The sequence below is a fragment of the Flavobacterium sp. HSC-32F16 genome, from assembly GCF_024171645.1.
Lineage (GTDB): Bacteria > Bacteroidota > Bacteroidia > Flavobacteriales > Flavobacteriaceae > Flavobacterium.
On sequence record NZ_JALKAC010000001.1, the window covers coordinates 734,773 to 748,005 of the forward strand.

The window sequence follows — 13,233 nt, forward strand, 5'->3', positions numbered from 1 at the left end:
ATAGTATAGATAAATTATGGAAACACAAACGGAACATTCAGAAGTAAAAGACTGCAAACCACAAGAATGCATGGGCGCGTTACTTCCGGTAAGAGATGCATTAGAAGTGTTAAGCGGCAGATGGAAATTACCAATTCTAATTGCTTTATCTGACCGTCCAAAACGATTCAAGGAAATCTCGAAAGACATCAACGGAATTACGGATAAAATGCTTTCTAAAGAACTGAAAGACCTTGAAGTTAACAAACTTGTAACCCGAAAGGTTTATGATACTTTCCCGCCAACTGTAGAATATTCGCGAACAGAACACAGCCAATCTCTCACAAATGTTATTATCGCTTTAAGAGACTGGGGAACTTTGCACCGAAAAGAAATTATTGGAAAATAACAAAAAGTCCGAAGTATTCACTTGATTTTAAGCCTAAAAGAAATTTTAGTAAAACCAATAATTATACAGAAATAGAGTAAATTTGATTACCCAAATCACTAAATTTTCTGAATAATTATGAAAAAAAGTCTACATCTTAACATTACGAGGCGCCTTTTTAGTTTTTTTCTATTAAACTTTGCTTTATTAATTTCATCGCAATCCTATTCTCAATACATTACTCAAAACCTCGCTCCTACAGCTGTAATAAAAGAAGGTCTTGCTCTTGAACAATCTCCCGACGGAAGAATTTTTATTGCCGAAAGAGCCGGAATTGTCAAAGTATTTCAAAACAATACGGTCTCGACAGTTTTTACGGTAAATACCGTAACAGATGCTGAACAAGGTTTACTCGGTTTAACGCTTCATCCTAACTTTGCTGTAAACGGCTATATTTATGTTTTTTATGCCATAAATGACGGCGTAGTGAGACATCGAATAGAAAGAATCAAAATCGACAATACCAATCAGGTTGTCAACAGACAGGAAATTTTACTTTTAGAACCTATTGGCGGCGGATTCCATAATGGCGGTGATTTAAAATTTTTCAACGGTTATCTTTATGTGACCGTTGGCGATAGTCAGCAAAATACAAATTCACAAGATTTAGATACATATAAAGGAAAAATTCTACGTTTAACAGAAGATGGACTCCCGGCTCCCGGAAATCCTTATTATGGAAACGGTTCTACACAAATACAAAGCATCTGGGTGTACGGTTTTAGAAATCCGTGGAGACTGGTTCCCAATGAAACAGCCAATAAATTATATGTTTTGGATGTTGGAACGTCTTGGGAAGAAATAAACGAAATCAGCAATCCGGCTATTCGTAATTATGCGTGGGGACATCCGCAGGGAGGTGACGGAAAACAAACCGAAACTAATCTATTTACCAATCCAGTTTTTACATATGGAACCGGAACCATTGGAAATGCATTGACAAACGGCGTACTTTACAATCCAACGATTTCACGTTATCCTAATCTTCAGGGGAAATTTATCATAAAAGATTATGTTCGAACAGAAATCAGGTCATTTGATCCTAATATTGCTGATCCGGTTTCGACAACTTTCTTTAATGCACCGCAGGCGCAGCAATATGTTCTTGGAATGATGTTAGGCAATGATGGCTATATTTATTACTGTGCCTACGGAAACAACGGTTCTTTAATTAAACTGGATTATATTGAAACGGCTGCTCCAACAATTGTAAATCATCCCGTTTCTCAATCTATAATGGAAACCAATCCCGTAACTTTTACAGTTTCGGCAAGCGGTACAGGATTAACTTATCAATGGCAGTTCAACAACGTAAATATTAACGGAGCAACTGCAGCAACGTATACAATCGCAAATGTTACCAATGTAAATGCCGGAAATTATAGAGTAATTGTTACTAATACTGCTGGAAATGCAACCAGCAATCCCGCAGTTTTAACCGTTACGCCGTTTAGCAATGCGCCAACTGTATCAATAGTTTCTCCTTTACCAACATTAAAATGGAATGCTGATGATATTGTACACTTTGAAGCCACAGCAGCAGATGTCGAAGACGGAGCTTTGCCTCCAAGTGCTTTTTCATGGAATATCGATCTTTTTCACGAAGATATTCCGGGAGCAGGACACTCACATCCGGGTGCAAGTCCGCAAGGCGTAAAAGCTGGAAATTTTACAGCTTCTAATCAGGGAGAAAAAACACCAAATGTATGGTATCGTTTTACCGTAAAAGTAACCGACAGTAATGGTTTAACAGGCACAGCTTTTGTCGACATCAAACCTAATTTAGTTGATGTTACAGTAACAAGTTCGCCGGTTCCGCTCAATTTAGAATTCAATCAAAAGCCAGTTACAGCACCTTCAACAAAACAAGTCGTGGCAAATGCAGCTTTGCAAACCTTAAATGCACCCACTCCGCAATATATAGATAACACTCGCTACGATTTTGATCACTGGGGTCAGGGCGGAACTGCCAATCAAACTTTTAAAGCTCCAGCGGCAGGAACAATTACATACACCGCATTCTATACAGCTACAGTGCTTCAAAATGCACCTTATCAAGGATTAACTGCCCAAATTCCGGGTGTTATTGAAGCCGAAAATTATGACATTGGCCCAAGTGCTTTTCTGGATAAAAATGGCGGAGGAGACACACCGTACCGACCTGGTGACGGCGTAGGAACAGATGTCTGCAACGAAGGCGGATTTAATCTTTCTTATGTAGTAAAAGACGAATGGTTAAAATATACCGCAAGAGTAAACACAACCGGAAACTATACTATAAATCTACGAATTGCGACTCCATATAATACGAGAAAATTACATCTTGAAGTCGATGGTGTAAATGTAACCGGAGTGGTGAATATTCCAAATACAGGAGGATTCCAAAACTGGCAGACCTTTGCAATTCCAAATATTCCATTAACGCAGGGAAATCATGTTATTACTTTGTATTTTGATGAAAATGACACCAATGTAAACAAAATGGAATTTGTACTGTCAGGAAGTACGGCTGCTCCTATCGCCGATTTTGAAGTAACACCTCAAATGGGCTGTATTAATACTCCGGTAATTTTCACGTCTGTTTCTGTAGGAACAGTAGACAATTATCTTTGGAGTTTTGGCGAAGGCGCACAACCGGCAACTGCAACAGGAGTTGGTCCGCATACCGTAATTTATGGTACAGAAGGAACAAAATCGGTTTCATTAACCGTTAGTAATTCAATTGGAAGCAATGTAAAAAACAATTCCCCTTTTATGGTTCATAATTGTAATCTGGGAGTTGAAAATCCGAATGGAGAATCAAACAAAATCATCGTTTATCCCAATCCGTCAAAAGGATTATTTCATTTGTCTAAAGAGTTGGAATGGAGTGTATTTTCTGCTGCCGGAAGTAAAATTAAGCAGGGTAAAGGAAATGAAATTTCAATTTTTGAGCAGGCATCCGGAATTTACTTTCTAAAAACAAATGCCTCATCTAAAGCGATTCCAATCACCAAACAATAAGCATTAGTTTTGATTTGAAAGAATATATTGAATAACGTCCAGCCATAACTGGACGTTATTTATTTTTAGAAACTAAAAAAATGGTGCCTTCGTGCCTTTGCGGCAAAAAAATCTAAATCGAAAAATAAGGCGTCAAAATATCTTCAAAATTATAAAGTCCTTTTTTCTTATCTTTCAAATTCTCCGCCACAAAAACGACTCCGTTTCCAAAAGCTTCTCTTGAAATTGATTCGTGAATTAAACGAACCGTTTGATACGGAAATCCAAATATAACTTCGTGTTTTCCAACGATTCCTCCTGCCCTTACCGAGTTAATGTTTTCTTTTTCAACATCCAGAGCTTCGGCAATTTTTAATGCAGTGCCCGATGTGCCTTGTTTTTTCTTAAAATGTTCTTCATTGACTTCAATATCAACCCAAGGGGCAATTTTCTTTAAAAACTTAGCCGCAAACAATAAATAATTTACTCCTAATGTGATGTTTGGCGACCAGAAAACAGTCGTTTTATTAGATAATTTTTTAAGTAGTTTTAGTTCATCTTCTTGATAATGAGAAATAGCAGAAATAATTTTAACGTTTTTTAATGCAGCTGATTCGCCATAAGTGTAAATCCCTTCATTCGATGAAAAATCAATAATAACATCAACCGGATGTTTCTCCAATAATTCATCTATACTTGTAGTCGCACTTGAGTAAATTAATCCGGGTTCTTCTGACTCAACTCCGAAAAATTCAGGAACAGATCTGTGTTCTAAAACTTTACTTTGTCTTAAAACCCACTCCAGCGAGAATTTTTTGTTTTCCAGTAATATTGACGCTACTGATTTTCCAGTCTTTCCGAATCCGATTAATCCTATTTTCATATAATATTTTTTAAATTGAGCATGAAACTCGTTAGCAGAAATTGATACTTTTAGAAGGCATAACAATCAGGAAATTGCTTCAAAAAAAAGCCTCTAAAATATCCTAGTTCGATAAAAATAGGAAAATTGTAACAGTTTCGCTAATTAAAATCCACTTTTATAACAATTCAGGAAGTACTTAACAAGAATTATTCTGCTAATACGATTTTCCTGCATTAGTGTTTAAAGTTCTCATCAAAAGGGATTTTGCAGCTAAATTTCTACACTTATTTTCCTTCGTAATATTTAAAAAAAATAGCAGTAAAAAAAAGATTTAGTAATATACAACTCAACATATTTTGACTAGTTTTATGGCCTGATACCCCCCGAATCAATATCAGTAAATAATGGCTTACAATACGAAAGAATTAGTACGATTTTTAGATGCTCAAAACAAGCTGTATTTAACAGCTCTTGATGAAATAAAAAAAGGTAAAAAGGAATCTCCGTGGATGTGGTTTATTTTTCCTCAAATAAAAGGAATGGGTTCCAGCGACACTTCTAAGTTTTACGAAATTAAAAGTGCCGATGAAGCTATTGCTTTTTTAGAACATCCTATTTTAGGAAAACATCTTGTAGAAATTACTGCCGAATTAATCAAAAAGGAAGAAGAAACAGTAAGCGATATATTTGGAATTCCTGATGTCGAGAAACTTCAGTCCTGTATGACATTGTTTGCCAGCATTCAAAACTCAGAACCGGTTTTTCAGGAAGTGCTGCATAAATTTTTCGATGGATCATCAGATTTTCATACACTTCAGTTACTATACAGTAATTTATAAGAAGTAAGAATCACTTTGCAAATCTGAAAGATCTTTTAAAAATAAGGTCGATTTAACTGCATTTCTAAATAAGATATTTATATTTGCAACGCTGTTGCGTTTATTTGTTTGATAATTAAACATTTAAATATCCAAACAGAAATATCACGGAATGAAAAAGAAGATTACAATCGTAAATTTCCTAATGTCTTTTATAGTATTGTTCGCCATGCTGTTTCAGACAGTTCACTCCTACGAGCATATTTTAAAGCAGTCCGCAGAGAAACGCTGTGAACATAAATATACACCTGGTCAAAAAGAAATAACGCACAGCCACTCGGTCGATACAAATTGTCCTATTTGTCATTTTGCTTTCAGTACGTTTATTCCAAATTCATTTCAGGTATTTACATTTCACAAAACAATTGTTGAAACCTCTTATATATTCCTTTATTTTGAGGGCATTTCAACCTTTTTCAAAGGCAGTCTTTTTGCACTGCGCGCACCACCTGCATTCTTTTAATTACTACAATTTTATTTTTCAACTAAAATAACCTTTTTCTGCTTAATTGAAATTGGCAAAAGAAAAACTTATTTTATTATTTTTTGATTTGGAATTTTTAAAGCCAATCAAAAAACTTATTATTTCATTGCAGTAATTCTCCAATAAAAAATCTAACAATCAAGCTTTAAAATCATAAAAAGCCTGAAAGTTCTACATCTATTTTAAAAATCAATTTTCTCAATAAATAAACTTATGCTTACAGCAAAAAACCTGACCAAAAAATATGGCGATCATACGGCTTTGAATGCCTTAAACTTAACGATTAAAGAAGGAGAAATCTTTGCTCTTTTAGGACAAAACGGCGCCGGAAAAACTACTACCATTAATTTATTTTTAGGTTTTATTGAACCTACATCGGGAGAATTAGAAATCAACAACATTTCGGTTACCGAAAATAATCAGGAAACCAAAAAACATGTCGCATATATTCCCGAAACCGTAATGTTGTACCCAAATCTTACAGGTTTAGAGAATCTTAAATTCTTTTCGTCATTGGCAGGATTTAAATATTCTGCGGGAGAATTGACGTATTTTTTAAACAAAGCCGGGCTTCAGGCTGGAGCACACGACCAAAATCTAGGCGGTTATTCTAAAGGAATGCGCCAGAAAGTGGGAATCGCAATTGCGATTGCTAAAAAAGCAAAAGTGCTTTTACTGGACGAACCTACGAGTGGTTTAGATCCAAAAGCGTCTAACGAATTCTCGCAGATTTTAAAAGAACTTTCGGCAGACGGAACGGCAATTTTAATGGCTACTCATGATATTTTCAGAGCCAGAGAAGTTGCTTCGCATATTGGGATTATGAAACAGGGAAATTTAGTTACCGTTATTGAAGCCGATAAAATATCAGCCAATGAACTGGAAGATTTATATTTACAAACTGTTTAAGATGAAAAATATATTCTCACTTTTACTCTTAATAAGCGGTACGCATTTCATCCAGGCTCAAAATAACAATAACAAAGTTAAAGACAGCATTGCAAAAGATTCTCTTGAAATGGTAACCAAACGAAATGAATTACAGACTGTTGAAATTGTAGGTCGTTCGACCAAAAAGTACAACAGCGATTATTCATTTGCCGCTACTAAAATTGCTGCTTTAAACAAAGATATTCCGCAGTCTATTTCGACTATAACCAAAGAATTAATTACTGATAAAGGTGCTTTTTATCTGGCCGATGCCGTTAAAATGTCGAGTGGTGTAATTCCCGCTAGTTATTACAATCAATATACAATTCGTGGTATTAGTCAAAATGAAGAAGGCCAGATAATCAACGGAATGCGAACACGCCAGTATTATTTTTTACAGCCTTTAACAAGCAACATAGAACGTGTTGAAGTAATAAAAGGTCCGTCGAGTGCTACATTTTCTTCTGTTGATCCGGGGGGAAGTATTAATATGGTAACCAAAAAACCTTTGGCAATTGACCGAAAAGAAATCAGCATGAGCGTGGGAAGTTTTAGTACTCTGCGCGGAACGCTTGATTTTACCGGTCCCTTAAACGAATCTAAAACACTTTTATATCGTGTAAATGGTGCGTATCAGCAGGCAAAATCATTTCGTGATTTAGTCAATAATAAATCGTTTTTGATCTCGCCTTCTTTTAGTTATATCCCAAATGAAAAAACGGCGATTAACACCGAGTTAATTTTAAGCGATATGAACGGAATTCTGGATCGCGGACAGCCTATTTTTGGTGCCTCTGCCGGAAAAACCAGTTTAAATAAAACGCCGATAAGTTTAAATCTTGGCGCTCCAAGTGATTTTTTCAAGTCGAAAGAAATGATTTTGACGACCAATTTTTCCCATAAATTCAATTCGAAAATTGGTTTTAACGCTTCATACATGAAACAAACCTGGAACGAAGATTTACAGGAACACAGAACGACAAATGCTTTTGGGGTTGATATGAACAATCAGCCCGTTACCAATCTGGCGATGATGCAGTTTGTACAGCGCCAGCAAAATTGGGATATCGACAATTTAAGTGCTTATTTAAACTTCGATTTAAAAACCGGAAAACTCAATCATAAATTATTGACGGGCTACGATTTAAGCAGCTGGAACAAAAACAAAGGCGGCGGACAAAATGCGGCGCGAGGTTATGTACTAAATGACGGAACGGTTGCGAGCAGTTTTGTTTTGGCGAATGCCTCAAATTACCAAACTATTACTATTGACGGCGTTGTCATGCCAAAACCAAACGTTGATTATTTTAATTTGAGTAATCCAAGCTACAAACTTACAAGTCCCGAAGATTATACGCTGAATGTGAGAACGGCTCTGCCATCGGCATTAACGACTACAAATGCGATTTACATTCAGGATCAGATTCAATGGGAAAAGTTTACTTTTTTATTAGGATTGCGAAACGAATGGTTTGAAGATATTACAAACTATGAAACCAATAACGAACTGAAAGTTAAAAAATCAGCTTTACTGCCAAGAGTTGGAATTACTTATGCCGTAAACAATGCCATAAATGTGTATACAACATATCTTGAAGGGTATCAGCCACAATCAAATACGGTTACTTTAATGCCTCAGACGGGAACTTTACCAGGTGGAAGTTTATTTGATCCGCTGGAAAGTGATTTAAAAGAAGTGGGAATTAAAACTACTTTTTTTAACAACTCGATGAGTTTTAATGCTGCAATTTATGAAATCAGACAGCGTAATATTTTAATGAATGCCAATGATCCTGTAAATCCTGATTTACTGGTTACGAGAGGTGCTGAACGCAGTCGTGGTTTTGAGTGCGATTTGGCAGGATATATTACACCAGACTGGCAGATTAATGCCTCGTACAGTTATATTGATGCCGAAATTATCAAAGACAATAATCCGGCTTTAATTGGTGCCAGAAAGCAAAACACACCAAAAAACAGCGCCAATTTATGGACACGCTACAATTTTGCTTCGGATTCTGATTTGCAAGATTTTGGAATTGGAATTGGAATGCAGTATCAAAGCAGTAAAATTCCTTGGTTTACCCGAGATTTTACACTTCCTGATTTTACCATTTTTGATGCCGCTTTATTCTACAAACCAAATAAAAGTAATGTGCAGATTGCTGTAAATGCTGGCAATTTATTAAACAAAACGTATTGGCTGGGCGCACAGAATTATTTGCGTTTATTTCCGGGAAGTCCTAGAAACGTAAGCCTTACCGTAACTTATAAATTTTAATTTATATGAAATTATTACATACAGAACTCCTTATAGCCAGGCATTTTAAAAATTCTGTTTTTAAAAATCCGGCAATTTATATTATTACACTTTTTATTGGCGCACTGCTTTTATTTGCTGCGTTTTCGGGTTGGGATAATTACAAAAGCCAAAACGAAACCAGCGAAAAATATCAGCATGAATCCCGCGAAGACTGGTTGAAAAATCCAGATAAGAATCCGCATAGAATGGCGCATTACGGGAATTTTGCTTTTAGAAAAAGTACATCTTTAAGCGTTTTTGAATTTGGAATGGAACCGTTTTTTGGAAATGCCATTTTCCTTGAAGCACATAAACAAAATACCGCCAATTTCTCTGAAGCCGGATTCTCTAACAGTATGCTTCGTTTTGGCGAAATCAGTATTGCGATGGTTTTACAGATTTTATTGCCTTTACTGATCTTTTTTGTTGGGTTTAATTCTGTGGCTTACGAAAGAGAAAACGGAACTTTAAAAATTCTTTTAAGTCAGGGGATCAACTGGAAACAGCTTTTGTTTGGTAAAGTTTTGGGTATTGCAAGCGTCGTAATGCTGCTTTTTGTTCCAACCATTATCGTTTTGGTTTTGATTTGGCTAACGCTTCAAAACTTTTCAATTTCAGCAGATGAAACAATCAAATTGCTTTTGTTTATTGGGTTTCATTTTATTTATCTGATGTTCTTTTGTGTCGTGGCCGTTTTGATTTCGGCGTCAAGCAAAACTTCAAAAAAAGCATTGGTTTCGTTAATTGGAATCTGGCTGATTTTTACCATAATTCTGCCAAGAACTACTCAGGCAATTGGAGCTTATTTGTATCAAGCGCCTTCTAAAATTCAATTTAACAGCAATATTGAAAAAGATATTCTGAAACAAGGTGACAGTCATAACCCGAATGATGTGCATTATAAAGCGATTAAAGATTCTTTATTGCGAGTTTACAAAGTCGATTCGGTACAAAAACTTCCTTTTAATTATTCCGGATTTATTATGACCGAAGGCGAGAAAATCAGCTCGAATATTTATAACCGGCATTTAGAAGAATTGCTAAAAATATACGCCAGACAAAACAGTTTTTCTAAAGCCGTTTCTTTCTTAAATCCATACATCGCAATGAAAAATTTATCGATGGGATTATCCAATACAGATTATGATTCGTACATCGATTTCCAGAAACAAGCCGAGAAATACCGTTACGGCATGGCGCAGAAAATGAACGCTTTACAGGTAAGATACATCAGCAATAAAAAGCCCGGACCAAACGACAAACCGCTCACAATCGGCAAAGAACACTGGGCCGAGGTTGAAGAGTTTCATTATGAGCCAAAAGGCATCTGGGAGGTTTTAAAAACCGAAATTGTTTCTGTCATTTCTATTCTTTTATGGGTAATTCTATTGTTTGTTTTAATTAGAATTGCTGCTAAAAAACTAAAAGCCATTTAATATGTTAGTACTCTTATTTAAAAATTTCATACGTTCAAAAGGTACCAAAATTGGCTTACTTTTTTTATTAATTATTGGTTTTATAAGCCTTTTAATAGGTCGCCAGTTTCAGGAAAAACAACAAAACAACATTACTGAAGCGGCAATTTACCAGAAAGAACATATTGCCAGAAATGCTGCTTTTCATAAAGATGAAATTGGACTTCTTCTGTATTACATTAAATTTTCATTGGTCAATAATACACTGCCAATTAATAGTTTAGCAATTGGACAGCGCGATGTAAATCCGTCGATTCAAAATGTTACGATTCGAGGTTTGGAAGGTCAGAAATACGATTCGGAACTCAATAATCCGAGTAATCTTTTGTCAGGAAATATCGATTTTAGTTTTGTGCTTTTATATTTGTTTCCGCTTTTGATTATTGCTTTTTCTTATAATATTATTTCTGAAGAAAAAGAATCAGGAACCTGGAAAATTGTGGCAACACAGAGTTCAAATACGTTTTTGTATATCTTAAAACTGTTTTATGTTAGAATTTTAAGTATAACGGCACTTTTGACTTTTATTCTTTTAGCAGCTGTTTTGTTTTTACAGATTCCGATAGATAAATCCTTTCTTGTGTTTTACGGGCTTTCGGTTTTGTATATTTTATTTTGGTTTGCGGTTTGTTTTTTCATTGTTTCCCTTCAAAAAAATTCCAACTTCAACGCTGTTATTTTATTGACAATCTGGTTATTTCTTATTATTATTCTTCCGGCAGGAATCAATACCTATATCATCAATAGATATAAAGTCCCCGAAGCTTTAGAATTAACACTTACGCAGAGAAATGCTTATCATGAAAAATGGGATATGGATAAACAGGAAACGCTGGATAAATTCTACAAACATTATCCGCAATTTAAAAATTATCCTTTGCCTGATAAAGAATTCAGCTGGCTTTGGTATTACGCCATGCAGCAAATGGGCGACGATGAATCTTCGGTACAATCCAAAGAATTAGAAACGAAACTACAACAGCGCAACCGCGCCAGTGAGCTGATTGCGCAGTTTATTCCAACGCTGCATACGCAGATTCAGTTAAATGAAATTGCAAAATCTGATTTGCGAAACCAACTTTCGTTTTTACAGGAAACAACAAAATTTCACGAAAAACTGCGTTTGTATTTTTATCCAAAGATATTCGACAATGCTCCGGTTGATCAGGAAAAATGGGAGAATTTTAAAGTAGAAACGTTTAAGGATAGCTCTGAAACGAGTTTTATGAAAGCGTTTTTGCCTTTATTGCTTTTTAGTTTATTGCTGATTGGTTTTGGATGGCGAAATTTTAATCGTAAAGTGTTTTTTTAACTGCAACATATTTAACCGCAAAGACGCAAAGTTCGCAAAGTTTATATAAAGCTTTGCGGACTTTGCGTTTTTTTTAAAGTCAATTCAAAGAATCCTTGCGTTCTTTGCGGTTAAAAAAATAGTACTTTTAATGAAATTTCTATTCAATGAAAAAAACATTCTTAATAAGCCTTCTCATTATTATCATTCTTTACGCCTTTAAACAACTGGTTTACAATCCATACAAATGGAAAAAAGCTATTAATACACCAGAACATAAATTGCAGTCAGGAAGTTTTATCTTTAGTAAACAAAGAGGCTCAAACGGAAGCCAAAGTATGGAAAACAAATATTTCATTTTTAAAGTAATTGCAATAGACGGCGATTATGTTAGACTTTCGGTAATTCGTCAGTTATCTGAAAAGGATAAATTAAAACAATCTAATTTTTCGACTACCAAACAAGCTTATAACGATTTAAAAGACAGCATTCATAAAATTACGATTACTCCAATTTTGCCGGGAGATTTATATAAAGAAGGGGCTTCTTTTACTTTAAATGATTATTTATTGGCTAAATATCCTGCTTTAAATCAGTCACGTTATTATTATGAAGATGTCAAATTATCTGTTGATTCAGTACAATATTTTAGTTTGGTTTATTCTAAAGAAAAAATCATAAGCAAAGGAAAACTGGTTCCGTGGATTTTAAACAACAGCACTACTCCGGAATTAGCGGAGAGATTATCTGAAAATATAGATTTAATACTTAATTAAATAATTTATCTAACCGCAATCCAGAAGCTTCTGGATTGCAGTTAAAAACTATAAACTAAACTTATTCTGAATAAATTTTCCTGTAAAGGTCTTTATTTTTATTTTATTTAGAATTAATATAAATAAACTTTTATATTTGCCGCTTTCTGAGCAAATAGAGTACTTTTCAAAATTTACTTAATATTGCCTTTCCAAAAGTAAATTTCAATTAATGAATAACCATGCAAGTTTCGAATTAAATCTCTTCAAATCCTTTAAGGAAGGAGACGAAACTGCTTTTAAGTTTTTCTACGATAAATATTTTAGAAGAATACAATCTTTTAGTATTCAGTTTATTTACGATCAGGATGAAGCCGAAAATCTGGCTCAGGAAGCTCTACTCCATTTATGGCAAAACAGGGAAAGTGTAGATTCTATTAACGGAATTCAGGCTTTTTTGTTTACTTACGCCAAATCTAAATGTCTGAATTTAATCCGACATAATAAGGTGAAGGATAAATTTAAAAAAGACTTACTTAACCACCAAGAAAGAGAACTGGATATTGAGGTTTTAAATTCGCTTCAATTCGATACGTTAGAATTAACCGAATTAGAATGTATTATTCAGGATTCTATTAATGATTTGCCGCCTAAAACCAGGGAAGTTTTTATAAAAAAACGCTTCGAAAATAAAAAAAATGCAGAAATAGCCGAAGAAATGGAAGTTACTTTAAAAGCTGTAGAAGCCCACATGACAAAGGCTTTGAAGATTTTAAAAACGAAATTATCGGATTATTTGTTCCTAATCTTTATCCTTATTTATAATAATTAAGAATAAAAGGTA

At 34.7% G+C, this 13,233-nt stretch carries 11 protein-coding genes; 10 read left to right on the forward strand and 1 reads right to left on the reverse strand.

Translation table 11 applies throughout. The annotated features are described in order from the left end of the window. Positions 1-16 precede the first annotated feature (16 nt). Positions 17-388, forward strand: coding sequence for a helix-turn-helix domain-containing protein (locus L1276_RS03285; protein ID WP_253785411.1), 372 nt, complete (start codon positions 17-19; stop codon positions 386-388). Positions 389-505: 117 nt separating this feature from the next. Then, complete coding sequence (locus tag L1276_RS03290) at positions 506-3,430, forward strand: PQQ-dependent sugar dehydrogenase (protein WP_253785413.1); 2,925 nt, start codon at positions 506-508, stop codon at positions 3,428-3,430. 112 nt (positions 3,431-3,542) lie between these two features. Here the strand turns inward: L1276_RS03290 and L1276_RS03295 are convergent, their stop codons facing one another. Next, the gene (locus tag L1276_RS03295) at positions 3,543-4,292 is read right to left on the reverse strand and encodes a 4-hydroxy-tetrahydrodipicolinate reductase (RefSeq protein ID WP_253785414.1); all 750 of its coding nucleotides are present in this window, start codon (positions 4,290-4,292) and stop codon (positions 3,543-3,545) included. 386 nt (positions 4,293-4,678) lie between these two features. On the opposite strand from L1276_RS03295, the gene L1276_RS03300 reads away from it, so the two are divergent. The 8 genes from L1276_RS03300 to L1276_RS03335 all read left to right on the forward strand — a co-directional run bounded on the left by L1276_RS03300 (position 4,679) and on the right by L1276_RS03335 (position 13,221). Continuing rightward, on the forward strand, positions 4,679-5,113 hold the full coding sequence (locus L1276_RS03300; RefSeq protein ID WP_253785416.1) for a DUF1810 domain-containing protein: 435 nt from the start codon (positions 4,679-4,681) through the stop codon (positions 5,111-5,113). 151 nt (positions 5,114-5,264) lie between these two features. Next, positions 5,265-5,615: a hypothetical protein gene (locus L1276_RS03305; RefSeq protein ID WP_253785418.1), complete on the forward strand. Its 351-nt coding sequence runs from the start codon at positions 5,265-5,267 to the stop codon at positions 5,613-5,615. Positions 5,616-5,849: 234 nt separating this feature from the next. After that, positions 5,850-6,545, forward strand: a complete 696-nt coding sequence (locus L1276_RS03310) for an ABC transporter ATP-binding protein (protein ID WP_253785420.1) — start codon at positions 5,850-5,852, stop codon at positions 6,543-6,545. A 1-nt stretch (position 6,546) separates the two neighbouring features. Continuing rightward, a complete protein-coding gene (locus L1276_RS03315; RefSeq protein ID WP_253785423.1) occupies positions 6,547-8,847 on the forward strand; it encodes a TonB-dependent siderophore receptor in 2,301 nt (766 codons plus the stop codon). A 5-nt stretch (positions 8,848-8,852) separates the two neighbouring features. Further along, the gene (locus tag L1276_RS03320; RefSeq protein ID WP_253785425.1) at positions 8,853-10,304 is read left to right on the forward strand and encodes a DUF3526 domain-containing protein; all 1,452 of its coding nucleotides are present in this window, start codon (positions 8,853-8,855) and stop codon (positions 10,302-10,304) included. Position 10,305: 1 nt separating this feature from the next. After that, positions 10,306-11,655, forward strand: a complete 1,350-nt coding sequence (locus tag L1276_RS03325) for a DUF3526 domain-containing protein (RefSeq protein WP_253785427.1) — start codon at positions 10,306-10,308, stop codon at positions 11,653-11,655. A 146-nt stretch (positions 11,656-11,801) separates the two neighbouring features. Beyond that, positions 11,802-12,410 (forward strand): hypothetical protein, encoded by a 609-nt coding sequence (locus L1276_RS03330; RefSeq protein WP_253785430.1) that lies wholly within the window; start codon positions 11,802-11,804, stop codon positions 12,408-12,410. A gap of 211 nt (positions 12,411-12,621) precedes the next feature. Then, complete coding sequence (locus L1276_RS03335; RefSeq protein ID WP_253785432.1) at positions 12,622-13,221, forward strand: RNA polymerase sigma-70 factor; 600 nt, start codon at positions 12,622-12,624, stop codon at positions 13,219-13,221. The last annotated feature ends 12 nt before the right edge of the window (positions 13,222-13,233 follow it).